Source organism: Chryseobacterium sp. S0630 (assembly GCF_024158915.1).
Classification (GTDB): Bacteria; Bacteroidota; Bacteroidia; order Flavobacteriales; family Weeksellaceae; genus Chryseobacterium.
Genome location: NZ_JAMZGF010000017.1, coordinates 36099 through 61845, shown reverse-complemented (window position 1 = coordinate 61845; position 25747 = coordinate 36099). Strand labels below are relative to the sequence as shown.

The window sequence follows — 25747 nt, the reverse complement described above, 5'->3', positions numbered from 1 at the left end:
TTTTCTTTTTATCTTCTTCTTTTACTTCCTGTGAAATTTCTTGTAGGGTCTTTTCTCAGTTCATTATTGGTTACTTTGATCTTACCCATACATTCATCAAGATCTCTTAAAACTGTTTTCTTCTGATACTCTACTTCAATAATCTTGGCTTTTAAAGTCATCATCGGTACAATCTGTTTCATCAGCACAGCATAATGTTTAAAGCTCTGCACACTGTCTTTACCCATAATGTTTTTAGCATCTCTCACATTATCCATAATACTGGTTCTGAGAAACACTTCATTCTCCACCTTATTAATGCTAAGCTGGTTCATTTTGTCGTAAATATCATCAATGTGATCCTTTAGCACGTCACTTCGAAGCATCAATTCTTTATAGGCTTCAGCTTCACGGCTAATCCCTTCGCGCTGTATATCATAACTCTTAAAGAAGAGAAATAAGCACGTAAAAGATACAACCGACAAAACGACAAATGACAGAATAAACTTCCAAATGCCCGTTCTGACGTCAGATTTGTTTAATTTTTTTTCCCTGTTAGAAGACATAATTTGCGATTTGTTTGGCCTGTGAAAATATAAAAAAAAAATTTTATGCACAATACGTAATTTCCCCAACCCTGTTTCGTGAAAACCCTGATTAAATTAATATTAATTTTCACTTTGATAAGTTTTTCATAAATTAGACCTCTAAATTTTAAATATCATTCGCCAAATCGATATTAAGAATGAGTAAAATATTATCTAATACCGTACGTTTTTCCATTGCAGACAGTGATTTTTATTTTAAAAAAATAATGATCAAAACCCTTATGGAAAATCCTTTCTATATGCTTCTGAATGATTGTAACAATGGGCATGAACTGGTAAACAGAATCTACAGAAGACAGGAAGATGTGTTCATTATTGAACTCTTCATGCCGGTATTAAGTGGAATTGAAGCCATTAAGTACATCAGAAAAAACAATACAGAAACTCCCATCATCACTTATTCCGGCACTTACCAGGAAGATATGGCCGAAATCCTTTCAAAGATTCCCAATATCTATTACTGTCAGAAAAAAAGTACCATCATAAAAGATATTATTAAAGGAAGCATTGCCTCTGAAGACTTTGATTATCAAGCATATTCTAAAGAATGGGAACAGCAACCTCTTGCCGTACAGGAATATATGGACAGGCAGAAGAAAGGACAGGAAGAGCTTTCACCAGCAGAAATACAGCTTATGAGATTCTGTTATGAAGGATTCAGTAATAAAGAAATTGCAGAAAAACTTAATCTGAGTACCAGGACTATAGACACTTACATCAACAGGCTGACAGAAAAACTGGGGTTAAAAACCAAACTTCACCTTATACGCTTCTGTGTAGAAAACGGATATTATAATTCCAGTTTATAAAAAATTTTGATTTCACTAAAAAACAATCAATTCCTCGTGATGTATGAGGACAGAGAAGAGGATCTCAAAATATCATATTCAAGATAAGAAAGTACTGTAAAGCCTGCTATAACCAGCATTTATTAAATTTTGTTCATCAAATTTTGTACCTTTATCCGGCTGTATTATTTTATTGTTAAATAATCTTCACTGCACCTTAATATAGTGTATACATAAAAAGTCCAACTCTTTGAATAAAAATATTTTGCCACTAATTTGCTAGTATTCAATTTTTTTAACTAAATTTGCACACCTAAAATTTAAAATTAAAATAAGGAAATGACAAAGGCAGAATTGGTAAACACCATCTCAAATAAGTTGGGAACAGAAAAGAATGAAACACAGAAAGTTGTAGAAGCTTTTATGCAGGAGATCAGAACTTCTATGTATAATGGGGATAACGTTTATCTAAGAGGTTTTGGATCTTTTATCATTAAAACAAGAGCTGCTAAAACAGGAAGAAATATTTCTAAAAACACTGCAATTGAGATTCCTGCTCATAACATTCCTGCTTTCAAACCTTCAAAATCTTTTGTTGAGAAAGTAAAAACTAAAGTTGCAGTAAAATAAGAACATTAACTGAATATTAACTAGTTACTAAAAAATTAAAATTATGCCAAGCGGAAAGAAAAGAAAAAGACACAAGGTTGCTACTCACAAAAGAAAGAAAAGAAGAAGAGCAAACAGACATAAGAAAAAATAATCTCTTTTTCTCGAGATTTACAATATAATAATATAGTTGGTGGATTTAAATTTCTAAAGTTCACTAACTATATTTTTGTTTGCAACTATAAGATTCCGCGGAAAACGGAGGGTTTCAAATATTATTTTAATAAACATATAATGGTTTTCATTCAAAATCCTTATATTTAATAGATGAATTAATCCATAAAAAACATCTGCGTCTATAATCTTAACAATTTTATCTTATTAAAAAATGAAGAAAGAACTAATAGTTTCGCATGAAGATGATCTTACAAAGATTGCGCTGCTGGAAGACGGAAGACTATGTGAACTTCATGAGCAAGAAGACAAAAGCGATTTTATAGTTGGAGATCTGTTTATAGGAAAAGTAAAAAAACTAGCCCCAAACCTGAATGCTGCATTCGTCAACATCGGATATGACAAGGATGCATTTCTGCATTATCAGGATCTGGGCCCTCAGTATCTTACATACAGAAAGTTTTTAAAAGATACTATTTCCAAAAAACAAAGCACTTCGAGCTTAAAGAATTTCGAGATACAACCCGAAATAGACAAAAACGGAACGGTAGACAAAGTAATTGCCAAGGACGATCTGGTTCTTTTACAAATTACCAAAGAACCTATTTCTACCAAAGGACCAAGAATTTCTACCCAGATTTCATTAACAGGACGCTTTCTGGTTTTAATTCCTTTCGACAATAAAGTTTCTATTTCCAAAAAAATCAGAAGCTTTGAGGAAAAAGAAAGACTAAGAACCCTTATTGACAGCATTAAGCCTGAAGGATTCGGGGTCATTATCAGAACTGTAGCGGAGGGCAAAAAAGTTGCCGACCTGCATAATGATATGAATCAGCTGGTTCAGAAGTGGGAAAGCACTTTCAAAAACATTCAGAGAAATAAAGTTCCGTCTAAAGTTTTAAGCGAAGAAGACAAAGCTTCAGCTATTCTAAGAGACAATTTTAACCAGGACTTCGTAAATATTATCTGCGACGATGAACAGATGGTGAACGAAATGAAAAATTACATTGAAGTAATTGCTCCTGAAAAGAAAAATATTGTCCAGTTTTATGATTCCCATATTCCTCTTCTGGAATATTACAATGTTGAAAAACAACTTAAACAGAGCTTTGGAAAACACGTAAACATTCCAAGTTCTAAAGGGGCCTATCTTGTTATTGAACACACAGAAGCACTTCACGTAGTAGACGTCAACTCCGGAAACAATATTACTACCGGAACTGCTGTCAACAAAGAGCACGCACTGAAAGTGAACAAAATGGCCGCTACAGAAATCGCAAGACAACTTCGCCTCCGCGATATGGGAGGTATCATCGTTATCGATTTCATAGATATGCCGAATTCTGATCACAGAAGAGATCTTTACGAGCATCTGAAAGAGGAAATGAAGCGCGACAAGGCTCGCCACAAAATCCTTCCTCCTAGTAAATTTGGTTTGATTCAGATCACCAGACAAAGAAACCGTCCGGAAAAACAGATCGATACCAAAGAAGAAAACCCGAACAAAGACGGAGAAATTGTAGCTCCTATTGTTATCGTGGAAAGAATGGGTGAAACTTTAAGAAATATCCTGCAGAAAGAAAAAGGAAAAATCTACCTGCATGTACACCCATTTGTGGAAGCCTACCTTACAAAAGGCATTAAAAGTATCCAGATGAAATGGTTTATCAAATACAAAAAGTGGGTAACCATTGTTCCAAGGGATTCTTTTAAATATTTAGAATACAAAATCTACAATGCCAAAAAAGAAGAATTGATAGAATTCTCTAATTAAAAAATTTAAAACCTTCAGTTTTCTGGAGGTTTTTTTGTTATCTTTCCTTACTTTGGTAAGCAAAAAATAAGATTTTTTAAAGTTTTGGCTGAAGCCAATGGATCGACATCTTATTGTTAGGCGGGCTAAAGCCCACCCCTATTGAATTTTAATAACAACATCTTTTATCTTTTATCTTTTATCTTTTATCTTTTATCTTTTATCTTTTATCTTTTATCTTTTATCTTTTATCTTTAAAATATGAAAAACCACCATTACAAAATCACCATTCAGTGGACAGGAAACCAGGGAACGGGAACAAGCAGTTATAGAGATTATGAAAGAAGTCATACTATTTCAGCAGAAAACAAAACTATTATTGAAGGTTCATCTGATCCGGCGTTCCGAGGTGATAAAACAAAACACAATCCGGAAGACATGCTGTTATCTTCACTTTCCTCCTGTCATATGCTATGGTATCTTCATTTCTGTTCTGAAGCTGGGATCATTGTTACAGACTACACTGATGAAGCCACAGGCATCATGACAGAAACAGCCAGTGGAAGCGGTCATTTTACAGAAGTAACTTTACACCCTACCGTAACGGTTGCAGAAGAATCTATGATAGAAAAAGCGGAGCAACTTCATCATAAGGCCAACGAATTCTGCTTCATTGCCAATTCTGTTAATTTTCCGGTAAAGCATATCCCTACCACGTTAGTTAAATAGTACCACACTTCGAAATAACCTTTGAAAATAACGATGAATAATAGATTTTAACAGCAATAACTCCCAAAAACTCCACAAAAAGAGAATTATTTAATGAAAAATCAATAAAAATAACGTTTTACTACTAATAAAAACATAATAATTTTAAAATATTTAACAATTTCATTCAAAATGTGAAGTTTTTTTCCTATTTTTATATAAACAAAACAAACCATGATGAAACCAAGATTGACCATTTTTGATGAGCCCATGCTCTACACAGAGGGATTATCAAGACTGCTTACCCAAAGCAAAATTTTCAGTACCATTGATATTTGTAATTCTTTAGAAAACCTTTCCAAACATTTAAAAGAAGAACCTCCAGAAATGCTTGTAATGAGTTCCAACATGCTCATGCTTTCGGAAATCTGCAAGCTGGTGGAAAGTATTATTTCAGAACATAAAAATACCAAAATCATCATCATTGGGAGTTCATATGATGTGATTGACATCCGAAAACTCTTCAATAAAGGTATTAAAGCTTATCTGGATAAAAACTGTTCCTATGACGAGTTTGTTAAATCCATCAATGTTTTACTTCTTAATGAGATCTACATCTGTGATCATGCCAAGGAAAGAATGATCAATTTTATTAGTAGTGAACAGGGAAAACCCAATCCTCATATCAAAGAACCTCTCACCCGTCGCGAAATGGAAATCCTCAAACTCATATGTGACGGCTGCAGCAGTAAAGATATCTCTGAAAAATTATTTATCAGTATCAATACGGTAGAAACACACAGAAAAAGAATTCTTTTGAAACTCAATGCCAAAAACTCAGTCGGAATTGTAAAATATGCGATAGAGAATCATATCATCGACTGAAAGACTTCCATGAATCACTCAAAAATTCCAGGCTTATACAAAGTCTGGAATTTTTTTTACCCCTGATTTTAATGTTAGCATTTCTTCAGGGAGAATTTTTATTGTCAAATATAATCAAAGTCTATAGCATAAAAAGTGAGGCAGAGAAATCAGAGACTTAACAATGAAAAACTTATTTAATTAATTCTAAATTTATCTCTAATGGGTACAGATATGATCTCATACCTCACTTTAAAACTAAAACCTTGGACTTTAAACATTAAACATTGAACTTTAAACATTAAACATTGAACATTAAACGTTATACCTTACTCATAATCCGGCATTTCTCCATTACTGAACAGAGTTGTTCTTGTCATATCGGTCAGCGTACTACTAAGGTCAATCACCATTACATTCCTTTGAGAAATATTGTCGTTGGAGGTATTCATGAAGATAATCTGAGCATTATTTGGTGAGAACCTAGGATCGAGATCATTCGTTCCCAGTACTTTTTCGCTTTCTGCAGAAATATCACTCACAGCATCTGTAACAAGGTTATAGATAAAGATATGTGAATCCAGCTGACGGTAATTCCCACTTCCATCCAAATATCCGGACATATCACGGGTAAAGAGAAGAAGCTGTCCGTCTACAGAGAAGTTCAAACCTCCGCTGGCACCTGCAGTACCTGACAATACCGTTTTAAGAACAGCACCATTGATGTCTATTACATAAATTTTAGTATTATATCCGTTATAATCATTGGTTTTCAATGCTATTTTACTGCCATCATAGCTCCAGTCACATTCGGAGATCAGGCTTCCGTCCGGAGTTGTATACACTAAGCTCAGCCCGCTTCCATCTTTATTAATCCTGTATAACTTATTAAAGTTGGAATAAATAAGTTCTTTACCATTTGTGCTCCATGCAAAGTCCATTTCATAGTTATTAAAACCTGCAACAGCCACTGTTGTTACTTTAAATGGATTGGAGCCATCCGGATTGGCAGTATAAAGATGGGTACTTCCACCTTCCGTACGAAGGAATGCAATAAGACCTGCATTATTATTTTTGCGCGGTCGCCAGCTGTTGTAGGAAGAACTGGTAAACTGGAAGTTATTTCCCTGGTCATCACTGGAAATAATCACAAAGTTTCCATTCTGTTTCTGAACGTAATGATACCTGTTGGCCGGAACTGTATTGGTGGTAAATTTACTGATAGAACTTAAAACTGGCTGGTGAATGCCGTCCGAAACAGACACCTGCCAGAAGTAACTTACACCAAACTTCAGATTTGAAAGCGTATAGTGGTTTGCTGTCAAATCATTAACCTGAATCACATTAGTGTCAAGATTATTTTTAATGGTCAGACTGTATCTTAATACATCTGCTGTATCGGGATCTGTTGCGCTCCAGGTTAATTCGACGCTCAAAGGTTGATTTACTGCGTTATCTATCGGACTTAGCAACTGTGGTGTAGCGGGAGGAGAATTCAATGAAGTATCATCATCCATCTCAAAAACTACCGTTACCACCTGATTTTGATTTTGTATATTGACTGACTGAAAGCTTGTGATATATCCTGAAAGTTCTGCTTTTACAGAATAATTACCTATCGGCATGGCAGCGATTTCAAATGAACCGTCTGTACCACTGAAAACCGTTTGTGTCGTAGGATTGGTAAATATCTTCACATTAGAAAGCAGCACATTGCTACCTCTTTTTACGACTTTTCCTTTTAACATTCCTGTTTGAGCCTGTTCTACAAGGTCTTCATTGCATGAAAACAGACAAAAAGCAAAGATGAATATGCTGAATATTTTAATTATAGTTTTCATAGTTCGTGTTTTTATTTGTTTCCGAAGTAAAAGTTGATTCCTATTCCAAAGCGCAAAGCCTGATCTTTTCTTTTTCCGTTTACAAGGCCTTCCCAGTCGTCTTTGAAGCCAAGGTCATATTGGGCGGAGGCTCTCAGCGAAAAATTCTTGCTGATCATATATTCCAGCCCGCCACCGAACTGTGCTTTATATTGGGGTTTATATTTTGAATACAACGCTCCTGCTCCACCATAAACAAATGGACTGAATCTGTATTTTGGAAAAAGGATGTATTCCAGATTCACTTCAGGACCATAGTAGTTTCTTTTCACAATATTTGAATTTTCAAGCGTAAAATAGCTTGCGTTCAGTTCCATATTCAGATAAGGAGTAAGGAAATATTTAAGTCCTATTTTTCCACCAACATTCATTTTAGGACCTACATAGTCATCTTTAACTTTCTGTCCTTCAACATTGGCAAATATGGATACTTTCTGTCTGTAATCCTGCGGATATCTGCCTCCAACAGCTCTGTCATTATTTTGCTCCTGCTCTCTGTTGTATTCGTTGATTAAGCTTTGATATCCTCCATTCTCATCTATTGCCTTCCCCCATATTTTATCTCTGATTCCTTCAACAATCAGGGCTTTCACAGCTTTTTCTATTGCTTCTGTTACGGCGAGCTGAACAGGTTCGTTTTGAGTCAGACCTACCTCAGCTTCCAGTAATCTTTCAGTATCAATATATCTGAAAAAGCTTCCGTTAACACTGGTTGAAAGAATGGTTTTAGAAGTATAAACCGTTTTAAGAATTTCTCCGTTAAGTGTAGAGACAGCGCGGAGATAGATGGTAATTCTGTCCTGACGGTACTGTGTGGAAGCTCCGATTCCGAAATATCTTGCTCCAAGTCCTCCGGTCAGAATATTGCTGTCATATGAGATAACGCCGCCTTCGAGAAGAATCCCGGCGTATAAAAGAGGTGGAAGTGATTGATTGTTTTTGTCTGCATCCTTGATGTATTCCTGTCTGGTGGAACGGATGATCTGTCTTTCATTGAGAAGATTGGCTATATTTTCCCTTTCAATAGGGACAAACCAGCGGCTGTCTTCTAATGCTTTGATAAGAATGGTTGTAGTTCCCTGAGGGACTGCCGTACTCCAGTTGTTTCCATTTTCGGAAGGTTTATACTGGCCGGTCTGGTCTCTGAATTTGTAGACTCCTATTACAATCTTCTCTTTGGGAAGCGGAAGATTTTTTAATTCTGCGGTGGAAGATGTAACCTCTCCCATTGTTGGTTTTTCGGGATCCGAAGGTAAACCAAATATTGAACTACAGGCCTGCAAAATGCATAGCAGGAAGGTGCAGAAAAAGATTCTGGTATAAGTGTAGGTTGTCATGGTAAGTTTATTTTTAGTGATTACCTATTTTGGAATTACGATCTCGGACTGATCGCCATTGCTGGTATCCAAAATATTGATTAAAAGTCCCTGATTAGTATTGGTAATTTGTAGATAAAGGGAACCGAAAAGATAATTTCCGGGTTTTATGTTTCCATCACCAAACTGTTCTTCAAACAGTTTTCGTGAAAGCTCACTGAGGATCTGCCTGTTAAGACTTTCAGTAAAACTATCAAGAGAGTTCACTCGATCCAGCAAATCGCTGAAATCATTTTTTTCATCAAATGGGTTTTGTGCATTAGCAGAGCTTAAAAGCCACTGATAATTAAATGTATCTCCTCCAAAGGCTGGATTTACCGGCTTATAGACGAGCTGCTGAGCTTTTCCGTAGAAAATACCCGCAATACATGTCAAAATAATGATAAACGTTTTCATGGCGGACATTTTTAATAGATGAATTCATTTTTTATAAGATTTTTCTTGGCATTAAATTCTTTGATATATTTTAAGCTATAGCCTAGTTGTTCTTTTAAATAATCCTCTGCCGGATTGGTCATAAAACTGTAAATAATTTTATCTTCCATCTGAATATTAATCTGACCACTTGTTCCGCGGAGAGGAAGTTCTGTAATAGTTATTACGCTACTGCTTTTATCAGGAAGCTGACTGTACTGCATGTAAAACATATCATAAAAGTCTTTTCCTACTTTGGTTTTTGTCTCATCGATGGTAAGTCCTCTGAGCTCATAAGCAGCATCTTCTTCTATCTTAGCTGTTTTTTTTTTGAAAAGGTCGCTGTTCAGTTCCAGACTGTCTTTGGCAATCAGCTTCTGGGTTTCTTCATCCCTGATGTAAAGGAAAGCTTTGAGAGCATCTTTTGATTCGAGATTCACACTGATTTCTGATAATACTTTTACTTCATTGGGATTGACGGAAAATTTACCGTTCTGCTGATTGTTGGAGAGATTTCCACTATTTCCTTTTTTAATAGAAATCAAAAGGTAATTCAGTTCTTTATATACAGCGGTGTTATTGATTACCACTGCTTTTAATCTGACCTGGTTTTCAAGAACACTACTCTCTATCCTTGCATTTACTTTCTTATCTTCCTGCCCATAAACCCATACAGACAGGAAGGTAAAAAATGTACCCAAGCTAAGGGAATATAAAAGTTTCATCATTTGTGTTTTAATAGTTTCTCATGAAAACTGTCCTATTATCTCCCTTTACATTAATCTGAATTCCATCCGAAATACTGTTGCTTCCTGTAACATCAATAATATTATTGTTTCCCTGTGCAGTAATGGCAGCTTTTGTTTCTTTATCTGTGAATGAATTGATAAAATACAGGGTATTAAAATCTCCCAGCTGTCTTACTATAATATTGGTTCGGGCGTTAAGGGAAAGTTCGGCATTATTATAGTCTCCTATCTGAATGATATCGGATCCATAAGAACTCTGATCTGTCTGTTGTCTGGCTATAAGATTAAAGATTGTATTGCTGTTGACCTTATCCCAGTCTATTTCCTGTGCATGTAGTGGCAACATTGTGAAAAGAGCCAAAACACTCCATTTCAAGTTAAACATAGCCTTAGTATTAAAATTACATGATAACAAAACGGAGAAAATCGAAGGGGTTAAAAAAGGAGAAACACTGCAGTTTCTCCTTTACAATTTCTAAGATTTACAGTATGTTGTTATAGGGCTTAATTCGACTGATTTACAATCATTGAGTTTCCATTACCCATCTGAGTTCCTACATGAACATGGCCAAGACCGCTCTGAGCTACCCAGGTAAAGTTACCATTACCCATTTGAAGGTCTATAGCTGTGTTGGAATCTCCTATCTGGAACTGATAAAGTTGGTTACCATTACCTACCTGTAATCCTGCAGTGGTGTTGTCATCTCCAATTTGAAGTGAGGCGGCAATATTACCAGACCCTACTTGAGCATGGCTGGCACTGTTATCATCACCATCCTGGTACTGAACAAGAACATTATTAGCTCCTAACTGAAGGGCACTTGCATCATTTCTTCTTCCTAACTGAATTTGATAAGCATCATTACCAAGACCTATCTGAACAGCAGAAGCATCATTTCTTCTTCCATCCTGATATTGGAAAACATAGTTTCCTAATCCAATCTGTACTGAAGAAGCATCATTTCTTCTTCCGATCTGAGTTTGTTCTGTAGAGTTAAGTACTCCTAACTGCCAAGTTGAAGCAGAGTTTCTGTTTCCCATCTGCAACACTTCATTTGAGTTTGCAATTCCCATCTGATCTACATCTACAGAGTTTCTGTTTCCGATACTTTGTGCATTATTGACATTAAAAATTCCTACCTGGTCAATATCTGCAGTATTACGATTCCCTGTCTGTGTAAGAGAATTGATGTTCAAAAGACCAGTCTGGTCTACTGTAGCAACATTTAAGTTTCCTGTTTGAGTAGTCACATCAATATTGAATTGTGCGAATCCGAAACTCATTGCGAATAGTGTAAGTACACCTGTAAGTAAATTTTTCATCTTAGTAAAAATTAATTGGTTAATAGTAAGGCAAAGGTAGCTTCCCCGTCAAAATGAAAAACCACCATCAAAGTGTAAATTTTGAAAATCACGGTTTCCAGTTGGACAAGTCATTATTTACCGTTACGGAAAAACACTATCACAACATGTTGATTTACAAGCAAATCCATCGTCAGTGAATATTAACCTTTCTTCAATCATGATTTACTCTGAATAAACCCGATCTTTTATATTTTTAAAACATCACAATTCAGAGTTTTACGCTTTTTCTTACAAACTCCTGTCAAATTTATTATCTCAACCTAAAATCAATTTTATATTAAAAATTCAAGACTGAAAGTGAAATAGATTGTATTTTATCATTCATGATATCTCATTGGATTTAAGAAGTAAATATTTCCGGCTACAATGCGGTCTTTCTCATAGGTTAATTAATGTTAAGGCACTTATTTCTTCAAGATATATTGCTAAATTTGAGCTATGGAAAATTTTGGAAAAGATTTATTGAGAAAAATAAAAAGCGTGGAACTTCCCGGTGAACACGCCCATGGAGTATTCTCGCCTCCCTACCGTCCCGTTTTTACTTATGATGAAGTATTGTCAAAGAATCCCAAATTTGCGGCTGTCAATATTGTTCTCTATCTAAAGGACAACGAGTGGTATTTTCCATTGATTCAAAGAACGATTAATGAGCACGACAGGCACAGCGGGCAGATCTCACTGCCTGGAGGAAAGCGTGAGGAAATGGACAGAGATTTTGCTGAAACAGCAGTTCGTGAAACTTCTGAAGAAATCGGAATAGATAAACATTATGTAAGGATCATCAGAGAAATGTCTCCTATCTATATTCCGCCAAGCAATTTTTATGTATATCCCTATATCTCTTATACCAAAAAGAATCCGGCCTTTGTTCTTCAGCAGACAGAAGCTGTGGAAACCATAGAATTTCCCATCACTTCCTTTTTAAACCTGTCGGATACCCCGGAAATTATGGCTCTGCCAAGTGCAGCCGGACATGATGTTCCGGTTATTAATTTCAACGGATACATCATCTGGGGTGCTACAGCAATGATATTAAGTGAATTCAGTCAGTTGCTGAAAAAAATGTAACTTTGCACTACCGTGTTTAATTGAGAGATGGCGAAGAAAAATATTTTCACCGATGCATTCGGAACTCCTTATTTTTTGAAAAGGTTTATTATTTTTATTTTAGGTATTGTGTCTTACAGAAGATTCAATGGCTTTAATAAGTTAAAAATAACCGGTACAGAACACCTTGTGGATCTCCCGGATTCTAATGTCCTTTTTGTATCCAATCATCAGACGTATTTTGCAGATGTGGCGGCAATGTACCATGCCTTCTGTGCTGTAAACAACGGATATTTAAATACGATAAAAAACCCGATCTATCTGCTGAACCCAAAGATCGATTTTTATTATGTAGCAGCTGAAGAAACCATGAACAAAGGTATTCTTCCCAAAATTTTCAAAATTGCAGGTGCTGTAACCGTAAAAAGAACATGGAGAGCTGAAGGGAAAAATGTCAACAGAATGGTAGACATGAGTGAGGTGGATAATATTATGAAAGCATTGGACAATGGCTGGGTAGCTACTTTCCCTCAAGGAACTACTTCCGCTTTTGCACAGGGACGAAGAGGAACGGCCAAATTGGTAAAAAACCAGCGTCCTATAGTAATTCCAATCAAAATAAACGGATTCAGAAGAGCTTTTGATAAAAAAGGACTCCGCGTAAAGGTAACCGGTGTAAAACCTACGATGGAATTCAAAGCTCCTTTGGATATTGATTATGATAATGAAAAAGCACCGGAAATTTTATTGAAAATTATGACTGCTATTGAGCAGACAGAAGATTTCAATGTATTACACAGTTATGATGAAGAACTTAAAGCTAAAAAATTAGAACAAAAGGACTCAAATAATTAAAGTAAATTAAAAATTATGAACAAAATACTTGGAATCTTATTCGCAATCATAGTATTAGTTTCATGCAACAGCCAAAAGGTATATTCGGATTTTGACATCAGCTATTCGAAAAGCGGAGGTGTTGCTCCTATTTATGAAAATCTTCTTATCAAAGGAAATAATGTACACTACTCTTTTGAAGGACAGGGAAAAAAATACAAACAGGATTTTAAAATTTCTGATGAAGATTTAAAGAAACTGGATCAGGTTCTTTCTCAGAATAATTTCAGAAGAATACAGGAAGACCGTAAAAAATTGTACGACAATATTTCAACTTCCATCAATGTCAAGAAAGGTCCTAATGAAGGCAGTAAAACGGATGCAAGTATGATTATTCCGAATTACAACACCAACTGGAACAATATTCTTGAAGCTTTCCAGCAGATCATTAATACTAATGTTAAAAAACAGTAAATACAATTGAAAACCCACTTCATTGCCATTGGCGGAAGCGCCATGCATAATCTTGCAATCGCATTAAAAGACAAAGGATATCAGGTGACAGGTTCTGATGACGCTATTTTTGAGCCTTCAAAATCCCGATTGGAAAAGAAAGGAATTCTTCCTCAGGAAATGGGCTGGTTCCCGGAAAAGATCACTTCGGATATTGATGCTGTCATTCTTGGAATGCACGCACATCAGGATAACCCTGAGCTGGCAAGAGCAAAAGAACTGGGCTTGAAAATATATTCTTATCCTGAATTCCTGTACGAACAGTCTAAAAACAAGACAAGAGTTGTTATTGCCGGATCACATGGTAAAACGACTATTACTTCAATGATCCTTCACGTTTTGAATTTCCATCAGAAAGATGTGGATTTCATGGTAGGCGCTCAGCTTGAAGGTTTCGACTGTATGGTAAAGCTGACTCAGGATAATGATTTCATGGTGTTGGAAGGTGATGAATACCTTTCTTCTCCTATTGATCTTCGCTCAAAATTTTTACTGTATCAGCCTAATATTGCTTTGATGAGCGGTATTGCATGGGATCATATCAATGTATTCAAAACATTTGATGATTATATTGAGCAGTTCAGAAAGTTTGTGGCAAGTATTACAGCAGGCGGAGTTCTTGTATATAATGAAGAAGATCCGGAAGTAGTGAAAGTAGTGGAAAATGCAGAGAACTATTTCAGAAAGATTCCTTATAAAACGCCTGAATACGAAATCAATAATGGTAAAGTGTATTTAAAAACCGAAATGGGAGATGTTCCTCTTTCTGTTTTTGGAGCACACAATCTACTGAATCTTGAAGGTGCAAGACATATCTGCCAACAACTTGGGATTATGGATGAAGATTTCTATGAGGCGATCATGAGCTTCAAAGGAGCATCCAAGCGTCTTGAAAAAGTAGAAAGAGAAGATAAAGGGACGCTTTACAAAGATTTTGCCCATGCACCAAGTAAGGTGAAAGCAGCTGTAAAAGCCTTCGCTGAACAATTTAAAAAGGATAAGAAATACGGATTCCTGGAACTTCATACCTATTCAAGCTTAAACCCTGCTTTCCTTGAGCAGTATGACCACGCCATGGATGGTCTGGAGGAAGCCATTGTTTTCTATTCTGAAGACGCATTGAAGATCAAGAGAATGGAACCTATTTCTCCTGAGTTTATTAAAGAAAAATTCAAGAATGAAAAGCTGAAGGTTTTCACGAATGCTGAAGATCTACATGCCTACTGGAATACATTAGATAAAACAGATGGTGTTTATCTCATGATGAGTTCCGGAAATTTTGGCGGATTAGACTTAACAAAATAAATAAAAAGCTTCAGAGTATATTCTGAAGCTTTTTTTATGGTAGTTTATTTTTAATCGATCAACTTTTTATTGTTGGTCAGTTCCATACTTTTTATGGAACCTACCGGTGCTATTTTTATCGTTTTATTTCCTTTAGCCAGATAAATATAATACATACTGTTGGATCCTATCAGATGTACCTGCTCAGAGCTTTCATCACCATAGTTTAATTTATAGTCATATTTAAGCTTGTTTTCCTTTATCTTCCTGGTGAGCCCAAGGCCTTCTCCCCATCCTATTCCTACAAAGAAAGACAGTAACATCATGGCAAGAAATCTCACAAACATATTGGTAAAATGATTCTCAATAGCTTCTTTACTCATGTTTTCATGTTCTTTGAGCGATGCCATTTGTAATGCCCAACGTTTATTTTTATTGGCCTGCTTTGATAAAAAAGAGGGAAAAGCAAATGAAAATACAACAACACCAATCAGGGCAATCAATATAATGGGATGAGCCGTCAAAGTAGCAATCGGACTTATCAGAATATCCATTATTGTTGAGTACTTTAGAATATTAATATTGATCTGATAGTAGAAGACACTCTCTTTTAATATTCCCATTACAACGAGAAAAAGATACCCGAATGGAAGTGATCTCTGAATTCCTTCTGAATATTTCATGGATGTTTTTATTGATTTTAGTTTTTATATTGGGGGCAGATCAATGATATTGATGTACGAAAATATAAAATTATCATCAAATTAGAACATACAGATTCATCTTTCACATTCTTTGATCAGTTTCTTCAAAATTTCTTCTGTAGAAAGTTCGCTATACTGATGGATAGACTGTCCAACCCAGATTCCTACAAATTCTGGATTTTGCAAAGATTTTGCTGCTTTACGTAAAGCATTGGTCAGCTTGTTCTGATAAGGATAAGGTAAAATATATTCTGAATTTTCTACTGTTTCTATAAAATGGTTTTTCACTCCTCTTGCATACCGCCCGGAGAAACTCTTCGTTAAAACAATTTCCTCTTCTCTTACCTTTCTCAACCTTTCTTTTTCAAAAGGTAAAAGAGCACTTTCCTGAGAAGTCAATAGAAGATTCCCAACCTGAAAGCCTTGCGCACCTAAGTCTTTCACAGCCTTTAATGTTCTTACTCCGTAGATTCCTCCTGCATAGATCAAAGGAACATTTACCTGTTCATAGATTTGTGAGAGCAAAGATAAACCTCCGATCTGCGGAATATTGTCTGCTTCAAAACTCCCTCTGTGCCCTCCAGCCTCAATTCCCTGAACACAAATGATATCAATACCGGATTTTTCAAGCAATAAGGCTTCCTTTACAGAAGTGCAGGTTCCGATAAGGGTAACTCCATTTTCTTTTAACTTCTGAATACTCTCATCATCAAGATTTCCGAAAGTAAAGCTTAAAATCTTACATTTTTCTTCAATAATAGCATCCACCTGATCATGATAGCCGTTGACACTAATTTCTTCAAGGTCCGGAAGATGAACTTCTATAGCATTTTCTTTTGCCAGCTGTTCTATAAACTGCCTGGTTTTACTATATTTTTCTTTCAAAGCATCTGTCACTTCAGGAATATGATGAACAAATATATTCGCTGCAAAAGGTTGATCAGTCTGTGTCTTCATTTCTCTGATCAATTCCACAGACTGATCTGCAGAAAGATCAGCCAGCGCCAGTGATCCGAGACAACCTGCTTTTGTAGCTGCTACAGCCATCTGTACCGTGCTCACACCAAACATTGGAGCTTGAATTACAGGATATTCTATCCCTAATTTTTTACTGATTGTATCCGGCCAAAACATAAGAATTATTTTAATTAAAATGTACGAAGAACAAAGCAATACTTTTTATTCCAGAATATGATATTGCTCACGATTTATTCAAAGTTCAAGGTTTAAGGTTCAATGTTTAGAGTTTAAGGCTGTTGATCAACTTCTATTGTATATTGAATAAATGAAGATTTACTTTTTCTTCCTGAGCTCTTTGTAATATAATTTTGATTCCGGATCCAGTTTTTCAGTTGCGTAAGAAAATGTAACAGCAGGCATTGTTTTAACATAAGTATTGAGAAAATGCTGTAATTTCTTTTTGTCTTTTTTTCCGGCTTCCCGAATCCAGCTTCCTACAGCTTTATTCACAAGCTCGTTTGGATCGTGAACGAGGATTTCTGCGATGGCAAAAGTATCCTCAGCATCATTTTGTCTGATAAATGCATGAGTGCTTACTATCGCTGTTCTTCTTTCCCATGGACTTTCGGAATCAGCAAGTTTGTATAAAATGTCTCTTGGTTTATCGATAAGATATTCTCCAATAATACTTCTGGCTGCTCTGTCTACAAAATCCCAGTTATTCAAACGATCATGACGGTTGAGATAGAGATCAAAAAGAGCTTTCTTCCGGTCTTCAGACGTTTTTTTACTTCTCGCCTGAAAATCCATAATACTTACCGCTCCCATTCTTACTTCATAAAAATCACTGTCAAGAAGCTTGTTGATTTCATCCAGAGGCATCATCGAAAATGCCTTCGCCGTAGTAAAAACATCTCCGAATTTCACCCCGAAACTCTTGGTAATACCATCATTTCCTTTGAAAAACTTCTCAGCTTTATTAAGTTCTTTTTCATTTTTAAATAATGCGAGTGTTTCTATGAATTCTTTTGCAGTCATGGTTATATTGATTTAAAAATCCCGCAAATCTCACAATATTTCAGATTCGAAAGTCTGCAAATTCATGAAAACTGCGGGATGTATTTTTATAAAATTCCGGATTAAATATCTGCTACAGAATTTAGCATTTTTTGCTCCCATTCAGGGTCTTTAGGATCAAAGAATAATCTTTTTCCAGTATCTAAAGAACGGACAACATTCATTTCATCTTCTGTCAGTTCAAAATCAAATACATTAAAGTTTTCTTCAATTCTTGAAGGGGTTACAGATTTCGGAATCACTACAAATCCTTCCTGTAGATGCCATCTCAAAATTACCTGTGCTACAGTTTTTCCATATTTCTCTGCAATGGCTTTCAGATCAGGATTGCTTAAAAGATTCGCATTACCGTTTCCTAGCGGACTCCAAGGTTGAGTTACGATGTTATTGTCTCTGTCATACACCTGTAATTCTTTCTGCTGAAATACAGGATGCAGTTCAATTTGATTGATAACGGGTAAAACGGTTGAATTAGCTTTCAATTCCTCCAGTTTCTCAACGGTAAAATTACACACTCCAATCGCTTTGATTTTTCCTTCATGATATAATTCTTCCAAAGCTTTCCATGTACCCAGAAAATCTCCGTATGGCCAGTGGATAAGATACATATCAAGATAATCCATCTGTAATCTGTCTAACGTTCTCTGAAAAGCACTTTTTGCCTTTTCGTATCCATGATCCTGAACCCATACTTTGGATGTGATAAACAGTTCGTCTCTGTTTACACCACTATTTTTCACAGCAGCGCCTACTGCAGTTTCATTCTGATAAATAGCAGCAGTGTCTATCATTCTATATCCTGTCTGAATAGCTTTGATTACTGCATTTTCACATTCTTTCAGATCTTCCATCTGCCATACTCCGAATCCTAAAGCCGGAATATCCACTCCGTTATTTAATGTTACCACAGGTTGTCCTGTATAGGTTTTCTTTTGCATAAATCTTTATTTTAATGATTAATATAAAGTGATAAACAAATTTGCAATAAAAATTTGAAAATCCTGCCTACCAATTTTACTGTTCCTGTTAAAAAATTGTTATTTAATGAGGTTTGTTTAAACTACCCCGTCTTTTTGCTTTGCAAAAATCCACCCCTTCAGAGAAGGGGAATGAGTGGTCGATAAAACCTACTATGTCCACTTCTAACTTCTAACTTCTAACTTCTAACTTCTAACTTCTAACTTCCAGCACCCATCTCCCATCTCCCAGCCTCTAGCCTCTAGCCTCTAGCCTCAAAATTTACCCTTCTCCTAGCTTCTCACATTCATTTTCCCTATTTTTGTTTAAAATTTAAAATCATGTCACAACATATCAGATTGGCTACAGCAGAGGATTATCCGATAATTATGGAAATATGGGAATCAGCAGTAAAAGCAACTCACGATTTTCTTGCCGAAGAGGATTTCAATTATTTCAAAGAAGCTATTCCAAGAGATTATCTTCCTAATCTGGAAGTGTATTTAATTACTGAAGATAATGAATCTAAAGGATTTGCCTCTGTAGCAGAAGGTAATTTGGAAATGCTTTTCATACATAATGATACCCGTGGAAAAGGTTATGGTAAAACACTTTATCAGTTTATGAAAGAGAAAACCGGATTGACGAAAGTAGATGTCAATGAACAAAACCCTCAAGCCATTGGATTTTATGAAAAAATGGGGTTCAAAAAGACAGGAAGATCTGAAAAAGACGGTTCAGGAAAGAATTATCCACTTATTCATATGAGTCTGTAATGGGAAATTTTACTTTCAATCTCTTGCACTCTGATTCAGAGATTCCTTATCATCTGTTGCTATTGGCAGATGAAACCAAAGAGGCAATCAATCAGTACATTTTCAATTCTGACATTTATCTTTTACACGACGGCACTGAAAACATTGCAGTGATGGCATTGTACAGAAAAAGCAATACTGAACTGGAAATTAAAAATGTTGCTGTGATTGAAAGCTACCGAAGTAAAGGTATCGGAAGCATCCTGATGGACAAAGCAAAAGAAATTGCGAAAGAAAATCATTATAAAACACTGACTGTTGGAACATCGGATACCGGTGTCCAACAGATCAGATTTTATGAGAAAAACGGATTCATCAAAAGGGGAATCCTGAAAGATTTTTTTATTGAAAACTATCCCGCTCCTATTTATGAAAACGGTTTACAGATGAGAGATATGGTTTTATTAAGCCATCACCTTGCGGAATAACCCTTTGATATGCTCTATTTCGGTTTGATAATTTGTTTTCTTACGACAACCGAAATACAGGGTATTTTCAAACTTTTTCTTTCCTTCCCAGATCAGCTGAATATCACCGCTTTCAATGTCATTTCTGCATAGAAAATCAGGAACAACGGCTAATCCTGTCCCTCCTTTGAGACAACGGATGATCGAGTTCATGTTGGGAACAATATAATTAGGACGGAAATTCGGTTTATGGCCAAAATTCAATATCCAGTACTGGAAAAGGTGTTCCATATCTCCGGTGGTTCCATACCATTTTTCATTCTTCAGCCACTCTTCAATCTGCTCTGCATCTTTTGTTTTCAATACTTTATTGAAAGCTGCTTTATCCACATCCTTCCCTCCTACCAGAATAATCTGTTCCGAAGAGAATGCTTCATGTTCGATATTGGGTGAAGATCCTTTTTTGGGAGTGATGATAAGATCTAGAATTCCCTTATCCAGTTGATCCAGCATTTCAGGATATTCTCCGAAACTGATAATCAGATTAAAAGGCAATGAAGAAACATATTGCTCCAAAGTGGTCTGAAAAGTCTCAAAACACATCCCGACACTGATGGTAGGAGTATGCTTCTCTGTAGATTTTTGAAAATTTTTCTCTACATCTTCCAGTTTAGTAATAGGTTCGGCAACTGCATTAAACAATACTTTTCCTCTTTCTGTCGGAATCATTTTTCGACCCGTTCTGTCGAATAGTTTGTATCCTACATAAGCTTCCAATGAGCTTAAGTGAAGGCTCACTCCTGGCTGTGATATAAACAGAGCATCGGCAGCACCTGTCAATGTCCCGGTTTTATAGATCGCCTTAAAAGTACGATACCATTCTAAATTAACCATGACTTAATTATTAATATTCTGATACAAAATTACAAAATAATTATAATATTGATACATTTTCATTCTTCAGAAATGACGCATAATAATCCGGAATCCCGCTTTCCCTTATCTGGCGGGCAGTTTCATCAATCTGATAAGACAGCTGTATAATTTCAGGAGTAATTTTTTCTTCATCTAAAGTCACCACCAGATAAGAAGCCAGCCTGTTTTCTTCTTTAGAACGTCCTACAGAACCACAATTGACAGCCCAGGTATTATTATCAAACTGTTTTTTAAATGATAAATGGGTGTGTCCCATGACAATAAGATCAGCATCTGCACTTTCCAGCATAGATGTAAAAATCTCATCATTTTCAGATTCGTATAAATAGGTATCATTGCTTTCAAGACTGGAATGCACTAACTGAATATTCCAATGTTTTTTACCTGTTTTATAATTTAATTTTAAATGAAAAGGAAGTTCGGAGAGAAATCTTTTGTTGAATTCTGTAATATGTTTTTTAGAATGATCTATCGCAATAAATCTGGCGTTTGTTTCTTCTTCTGAATGCTTGGATAAAGGAATCACAGGAATATCAAAGGCAATTCTTTCATCATGATTTCCCATCAGACAAGGAATGTTCAGACTTCTGATTTTTTCTATTACTTCATTTCCCCAGGGTGCAAAGTCTACCAGATCTCCCAAACAGAATTTCTGACTGATTCCTCTTTGCTCTATATCCTTCAACACAACTTCCAATGCAGGAAGATTTCCATGCACATCACTAAAAACAGCTATCTGTATCATTGTCCTTCAATTTGTTAGACAAATTTACATGACGGAAAGGAATTTCAGCTCGGATATACTATGACATTTTACCATGAAAAGGGAAATTGTCAATGGTCAATAGTCAATTTTTGCTGCGCAAAGTCACTTGTGAATGAGTAACTACTGGTTAGCAATACCTGCATACACAAACGAATCGGTTGAACTCAACCTCGAATCACGCAACTCGAAACACATAACAAATTCACAAGCAAAGCGGATTGACCATTGACCATTCACATACATAACCTTAAATTTTGAACCCAAAACCTTGAACCTAATTAACTATCACAAAAATAATAACATCCTATAATTTATATTATTTTTATTATACAAACATCCGTTCTAACTTTGCAGAGTAAAATTCAAACAATCATAAAAAAATGAAAAAAGTACTAATCATCAACGGAGGACAGAATTTCGGACATTCCGGAGGAAAATATAATCAGACTATTGCAGACAATACATTAGCCGTTCTTAAAGAATTTGAGAACGTAGAAGTAAAGATAACCAATGTAAGTGAAACCTATGACAAGAATGAAGAAGTGGAGAAATTTGTATGGGCAGACTATATCATTTACCACACTCCAATCTGGTGGTTCCAATTGCCTAACGGATTGAAAAAATATATTGACGAAGTGTTCACAGCAGGACATGCCAAAGGAATTTATATGAGCGACGGAAGAAATGCTGAGAATCCGGAAATCAACTACGGAACAGGAGGAATGCTTGGAGGAAGAAAATACATGCTGACTACCAGCTGGAATGCTCCTGCAACGGCTTTCACTCTTCCAGGAGAATTTTTTAGTGAAAAAAGTGTAGATGAAGGACCATTATTTGGTTTCCACAGAATGAATGCCTTTGTTTCACTAGAAAAAATGGAAAGCTTCCACTTCCACGATGTAGAGAAAAATGCTAATGTAGAACGTGATATGACATTATACAGAGCGCATGTAAGAAATGTATTTGAAAAAGAATTAAAACCGGAACTGGTATCATGAAAAAAGTACTGATCACAGGTATTACCGGCTATATTGGCGGAACTATCGCAAAAAAACTCCTAGACAAGGATTATGAAGTGACAGGACTGGTTCGTAATGAAACCCATGTACAGGAACTGGAATCATTAGGAATCAAAGCTATTGTGGGGAATATTCATGATGAAGATCTTATCAGAACAGCGGTTTCCGGTGTAGATGCAGTTATTCACAATGCAGATTCAGCAGATGATGCTTATGCAGCAGATAACTTTATCAAAGCTCTGGAAGGAAGTCACAAAACGTTTATTTTCACTTCAGGTTCTGCCATTTTTGGAGGAAAAGAGAATGGTCAAAAAAGTGATTTTATCTTCAGGGAAGATTTCCCTTTGCAACCAAGACTGGAAATGGCATCAAGAGTGCTTATCAACAATTATGTACTGCAATCTGCAAACAAAGATATAAGAAGTATTGTTATTGTTCCTACAATGGTTTACGGAGAAGGTCTGGGAATAAAAAAAGACAGCATCCAGATTCCCGCTCTCATCAATTTTTCTAAGGAAAAAGGACATGGAGTCTATTTTGGTGAAGGAGAAAATATCTGGTCTAACTTACATATTGAAGACCTTGCAGATTTATATGTACTCGCATTGGAAAAAGCAAAAGGAGGTTCTATTTATTATGCAGAAAATGGTTCATCTTCTTTAAAAAACATTGCAGAAAACATCAGTAAAAAATACAGCCTACAACCTGCAGAATCATTAAGTATACAGGAAGCTGTTAATAAATTCGGTCCTGCGGGAGGCTATTTCGGTTTTGCATCCAACAGCAGATGTAGCTCGGATAAAGCTAAAGCAGAATTGGACTGGAAACCTATCTATAACTCAATTGAAAATTTTATTTAATTATGAAAATTCATCTTACAGCTATTATAAAAGCCAAAGAAGAACATCAGGCAGAAGTACTGGAAGTTCTTCAGCATATGGTAGAAGAAACAAGAAAAGAAGAAGCTTGTGAGCTTTACAGCCTGCATCAGGGTATTGAAGACAAAAATGAATTTGTTTTCTACGAAATCTGGAAAAGCGAGGAAGGGTTGGCTCAGCACAATCAGCAGCCTTACATCCAGGCTTTCGGAGCTTTGGTAGATGAGAAGCTTCAGGAAAAACCACAGATTTATCTTACCAACATCATTTAATTATGAAAAAATTAGCGTTGTTAATGTTGGCTGTCTTTACGATAGGATTCGTTCAGGCACAAACCAAAAAATCAAAGAATATGAAAAAGAAAATCTTATTCGTCGTTACCAGCCATGATAAAAAAGGCAGTACCGGTGAGGATACAGGATATTATCTGGGCGAAGTTTCTCATCCGTGGGAAGTTCTTCACCAGGCAGGATATGAAATTGACTTTGTAAGTCCGAAAGGCGGAACTCCTCCGGTAGATGGCTTCGATTTGAAAGATCCTGTCAACAAGGAATTCTGGGAAAACAAGGAGTACAAAAACAAGATTGATCATTCTATGACACCATCACAGGTGAATCCAAAAGAATATTCAGCCATTTTTTATGCAGGAGGACACGGAGCAATGTGGGATTTTGCAGACAATAAAGAACTGGCAGATATTGCTTCTAAAATTTATGAAAACGGAGGAATTGTAGCCGGAGTATGTCATGGTCCTGCAGGTTTGGTGAATATCAAACTCAATAACGGAAAATATCTTGTAGACGGCAAAAAAATCAATGCTTTTACCAATGAAGAGGAAGCTGAAGTAAAATTAACCAACGTTGTTCCTTTCCTATTGGAAGATAAACTGAAAGAAAGAGGTGCAAAATTTGAAAAATCCGGGCTTTGGCAGAATCATGTGGTAACCGATCAGAGAGTGATCACAGGACAAAATCCACAGTCTGCAAAAAGCGTTGGAGAAGCTATCGCAAAAGAATTAAAGAAATAACAGACAATTTTTAACCACACAAGTCACAAAAGTTTTTCAGACGCTTAAATAAAAAAAGATGCTATTCAGAATACAGAAAAGAACATTTTATTTCTTTTTAAATCCGAAAAGTTCTTAAAAGTGTCACTATTGAAACGGCGAGAATTCCCCTCCTCCGGAGGGGTGGCGAAAATTCAAAGAATTTTTGACGGGGTGGTTTAACACAACAACAATTTTAAAACAAGCAAAAATGGAATATAGAAAATTAGGAAACACTGACTTAGAATTATCAACAATTACACACGGAGCTTTTGCCATTGGCGGAAACATGTGGGGCGGTAATGAAAAACAGGATTCTATCAATTCTATTCACGCTTCATTAGATCATGGGGTAACTTCTATTGACACCGCACCATTCTACGGTTTCGGGCTGAGTGAAGAAATGATCGGTGAAGCCATCAAAGGAAAAGACCGTTCAAAAATCCAGCTTTTAACAAAATTCGGATTGGTATGGGACGGAAGCAATAATGGTAAAGGAGAGTTTTTCTTTGATGCAGAAGACGAAGGAAAAACTATTCCCGTGTACAAATTGGCTTCAAAAGAAAACATTATCAAAGAAGTTGAAGAGAGCTTAAAAAGATTAGGAACAGATTATATTGATCTTTTACAGCTTCACTGGCCGGACAGCACAACGCCTATCTCCGAAACTATGGAAGCTATGGAATTATTGATCCAGCAGGGAAAAATCCGTACAGCAGGAGTCAGCAACTACAGCGTTGCTCAAATGAAAGAAGCTAACAGAACCTTACAACTTGCCAGCAATCAGGTTTCTTACAGTATGCTGAACCGTGCCATTGAAAACGATCTTGTCCCTTATTCTTTGGAAAATAATACAGGAATCATCGTGTACAGCCCAATGGAAAGAGGTCTTTTAACCGGTAAATATTTCAAAGAAACCCAATTGAAAGATAATGACCACAGAAACGGATATTTCTCTCAGTTTGATCTGAATAAAGTAAAAACGTTCTTAGAAAAAATAGAACCTATTGCTCAGGAAAAAGGAGCAAGCCTTTCTCAACTGGTATTAAGATGGACAACGCTACAGCCAGCAATCACAGTCGTATTGGCAGGAGCAAGAAATGCACAGCAAGCCATCGAAAACGCAAAAGCAATGTCTATTGACCTTTCACAGGAAGAATTAAGCTTTATCAATTCTGCTTTGAGCGAAATTTAATGTAGATGTTGGAAGCTGGAAGAAGGAGGCTGGAAATAAGATC

At 36.1% G+C, this 25747-nt stretch carries 29 protein-coding genes; 16 read left to right on the top strand and 13 right to left on the bottom strand.

The window, feature by feature from the left end; translation table 11 throughout:
• Positions 1-8: 8 nt before the first annotated feature.
• Positions 9-545: a type VI secretion system TssO gene (tssO, locus tag NK356_RS10000; protein ID WP_034697151.1), complete on the bottom strand. Its 537-nt coding sequence runs from the start codon at positions 543-545 to the stop codon at positions 9-11.
• A 179-nt stretch (positions 546-724) separates the two neighbouring features.
• Between tssO and NK356_RS09995 the strand changes: the two genes are divergently transcribed.
• The 5 genes from NK356_RS09995 (at position 725) to NK356_RS09975 (ending at position 5504) form a co-directional block, all read left to right on the top strand.
• Positions 725-1396, top strand: coding sequence for a response regulator transcription factor (locus NK356_RS09995; protein ID WP_034697153.1), 672 nt, complete (start codon positions 725-727; stop codon positions 1394-1396).
• Between the two features lie 318 nt (positions 1397-1714).
• Positions 1715-2005: an HU family DNA-binding protein gene (locus NK356_RS09990; protein WP_002984212.1), complete on the top strand. Its 291-nt coding sequence runs from the start codon at positions 1715-1717 to the stop codon at positions 2003-2005.
• A 367-nt stretch (positions 2006-2372) separates the two neighbouring features.
• Positions 2373-3932, top strand: a complete 1560-nt coding sequence (locus NK356_RS09985) for a ribonuclease E/G (protein WP_253316890.1) — start codon at positions 2373-2375, stop codon at positions 3930-3932.
• 240 nt (positions 3933-4172) lie between these two features.
• Positions 4173-4640, top strand: a complete 468-nt coding sequence (locus tag NK356_RS09980; RefSeq protein WP_034697157.1) for an OsmC family protein — start codon at positions 4173-4175, stop codon at positions 4638-4640.
• 213 nt (positions 4641-4853) lie between these two features.
• The gene (locus NK356_RS09975) at positions 4854-5504 is read left to right on the top strand and encodes a response regulator transcription factor (protein WP_253316889.1); all 651 of its coding nucleotides are present in this window, start codon (positions 4854-4856) and stop codon (positions 5502-5504) included.
• Between the two features lie 308 nt (positions 5505-5812).
• Here NK356_RS09975 and NK356_RS09970 read toward each other — a convergent pair whose 3' ends face one another.
• From NK356_RS09970 to NK356_RS09945, 6 genes are all read right to left on the bottom strand, one after another.
• A complete protein-coding gene (locus NK356_RS09970) occupies positions 5813-7324 on the bottom strand; it encodes a carboxypeptidase-like regulatory domain-containing protein (protein WP_253316888.1) in 1512 nt (503 codons plus the stop codon).
• A gap of 11 nt (positions 7325-7335) precedes the next feature.
• Positions 7336-8700, bottom strand: coding sequence for a CsgG/HfaB family protein (locus NK356_RS09965; RefSeq protein ID WP_051934438.1), 1365 nt, complete (start codon positions 8698-8700; stop codon positions 7336-7338).
• A 24-nt stretch (positions 8701-8724) separates the two neighbouring features.
• Positions 8725-9135 (bottom strand): curli production assembly/transport component CsgF, encoded by a 411-nt coding sequence (locus NK356_RS09960; RefSeq protein WP_034697196.1) that lies wholly within the window; start codon positions 9133-9135, stop codon positions 8725-8727.
• 11 nt (positions 9136-9146) lie between these two features.
• A complete protein-coding gene (locus NK356_RS09955; protein ID WP_253316887.1) occupies positions 9147-9881 on the bottom strand; it encodes a curli production assembly/transport protein CsgE in 735 nt (244 codons plus the stop codon).
• Positions 9882-9888: 7 nt separating this feature from the next.
• On the bottom strand, positions 9889-10287 hold the full coding sequence (locus tag NK356_RS09950) for a hypothetical protein (protein WP_253316886.1): 399 nt from the start codon (positions 10285-10287) through the stop codon (positions 9889-9891).
• Positions 10288-10406: 119 nt separating this feature from the next.
• Positions 10407-11225, bottom strand: a complete 819-nt coding sequence (locus tag NK356_RS09945) for an RIP homotypic interaction motif-containing protein (RefSeq protein ID WP_034697163.1) — start codon at positions 11223-11225, stop codon at positions 10407-10409.
• Between the two features lie 480 nt (positions 11226-11705).
• Here NK356_RS09945 and NK356_RS09940 point away from each other — a divergent pair, with 480 nt between their 5' ends.
• From NK356_RS09940 to murC, 4 genes are read left to right on the top strand one after another with little or no spacing between them, the layout of a single operon-like run.
• Positions 11706-12335, top strand: coding sequence for a CoA pyrophosphatase (locus NK356_RS09940; protein ID WP_253316885.1), 630 nt, complete (start codon positions 11706-11708; stop codon positions 12333-12335).
• 27 nt (positions 12336-12362) lie between these two features.
• Positions 12363-13169 (top strand): 1-acyl-sn-glycerol-3-phosphate acyltransferase, encoded by an 807-nt coding sequence (locus NK356_RS09935; RefSeq protein ID WP_034697173.1) that lies wholly within the window; start codon positions 12363-12365, stop codon positions 13167-13169.
• A 15-nt stretch (positions 13170-13184) separates the two neighbouring features.
• Positions 13185-13622, top strand: coding sequence for a hypothetical protein (locus tag NK356_RS09930; protein ID WP_034697176.1), 438 nt, complete (start codon positions 13185-13187; stop codon positions 13620-13622).
• Positions 13623-13628: 6 nt separating this feature from the next.
• A complete protein-coding gene (murC, locus tag NK356_RS09925) occupies positions 13629-14966 on the top strand; it encodes a UDP-N-acetylmuramate--L-alanine ligase (protein WP_034697178.1) in 1338 nt (445 codons plus the stop codon).
• 50 nt (positions 14967-15016) lie between these two features.
• On the opposite strand, the gene NK356_RS09920 is transcribed toward murC, so the two are convergent.
• The 4 genes from NK356_RS09920 to NK356_RS09905 form a co-directional block, all read right to left on the bottom strand.
• Positions 15017-15628 (bottom strand): hypothetical protein, encoded by a 612-nt coding sequence (locus tag NK356_RS09920; protein WP_034697180.1) that lies wholly within the window; start codon positions 15626-15628, stop codon positions 15017-15019.
• 96 nt (positions 15629-15724) lie between these two features.
• Complete coding sequence (locus tag NK356_RS09915) at positions 15725-16783, bottom strand: nitronate monooxygenase family protein (RefSeq protein ID WP_253316884.1); 1059 nt, start codon at positions 16781-16783, stop codon at positions 15725-15727.
• A gap of 159 nt (positions 16784-16942) precedes the next feature.
• Positions 16943-17647 carry a DNA alkylation repair protein gene (locus tag NK356_RS09910; protein WP_034697185.1) on the bottom strand — a complete coding sequence of 235 codons (705 nt, stop codon included), beginning with the start codon at positions 17645-17647 and terminating at the stop codon, positions 16943-16945.
• 101 nt (positions 17648-17748) lie between these two features.
• A complete protein-coding gene (locus tag NK356_RS09905) occupies positions 17749-18624 on the bottom strand; it encodes an aldo/keto reductase (protein WP_034697186.1) in 876 nt (291 codons plus the stop codon).
• Positions 18625-18984: 360 nt separating this feature from the next.
• On the opposite strand from NK356_RS09905, the gene NK356_RS09900 reads away from it, so the two are divergent.
• Positions 18985-19419, top strand: a complete 435-nt coding sequence (locus NK356_RS09900) for a GNAT family N-acetyltransferase (protein ID WP_034697539.1) — start codon at positions 18985-18987, stop codon at positions 19417-19419.
• Positions 19419-19886, top strand: a complete 468-nt coding sequence (locus NK356_RS09895) for an N-acetyltransferase (protein ID WP_034697540.1) — start codon at positions 19419-19421, stop codon at positions 19884-19886. Before NK356_RS09900 ends, NK356_RS09895 begins: the two co-directional genes overlap by 1 nt.
• On the opposite strand, the gene NK356_RS09890 is transcribed toward NK356_RS09895, so the two are convergent.
• Both NK356_RS09890 and NK356_RS09885 read right to left on the bottom strand, forming a co-directional pair.
• Positions 19863-20759, bottom strand: a complete 897-nt coding sequence (locus NK356_RS09890) for a LysR family transcriptional regulator (protein WP_034697541.1) — start codon at positions 20757-20759, stop codon at positions 19863-19865. The two genes, NK356_RS09895 and NK356_RS09890, sit on opposite strands and share 24 nt — an antisense overlap.
• Positions 20760-20799: 40 nt before the next feature.
• Positions 20800-21546, bottom strand: coding sequence for a metallophosphoesterase (locus tag NK356_RS09885; protein WP_253316883.1), 747 nt, complete (start codon positions 21544-21546; stop codon positions 20800-20802).
• Positions 21547-21947: 401 nt separating this feature from the next.
• Between NK356_RS09885 and NK356_RS09880 the strand changes: the two genes are divergently transcribed.
• The 5 genes from NK356_RS09880 (at position 21948) to NK356_RS09860 (ending at position 25704) form a co-directional block, all read left to right on the top strand.
• The gene (locus tag NK356_RS09880) at positions 21948-22565 is read left to right on the top strand and encodes an NAD(P)H-dependent oxidoreductase (RefSeq protein WP_034697543.1); all 618 of its coding nucleotides are present in this window, start codon (positions 21948-21950) and stop codon (positions 22563-22565) included.
• Positions 22562-23446 carry an NAD-dependent epimerase/dehydratase family protein gene (locus tag NK356_RS09875; RefSeq protein WP_253316882.1) on the top strand — a complete coding sequence of 295 codons (885 nt, stop codon included), beginning with the start codon at positions 22562-22564 and terminating at the stop codon, positions 23444-23446. The genes NK356_RS09880 and NK356_RS09875 overlap by 4 nt, the downstream gene beginning before the upstream one ends.
• A 2-nt stretch (positions 23447-23448) precedes the next feature.
• Positions 23449-23736, top strand: coding sequence for a putative quinol monooxygenase (locus NK356_RS09870; RefSeq protein WP_034697545.1), 288 nt, complete (start codon positions 23449-23451; stop codon positions 23734-23736).
• Positions 23737-23738: 2 nt separating this feature from the next.
• Positions 23739-24491 (top strand): type 1 glutamine amidotransferase domain-containing protein, encoded by a 753-nt coding sequence (locus NK356_RS09865; protein ID WP_253316881.1) that lies wholly within the window; start codon positions 23739-23741, stop codon positions 24489-24491.
• A 229-nt stretch (positions 24492-24720) separates the two neighbouring features.
• Positions 24721-25704, top strand: a complete 984-nt coding sequence (locus NK356_RS09860; protein ID WP_034697547.1) for an aldo/keto reductase — start codon at positions 24721-24723, stop codon at positions 25702-25704.
• Positions 25705-25747: the final 43 nt, after the last annotated feature.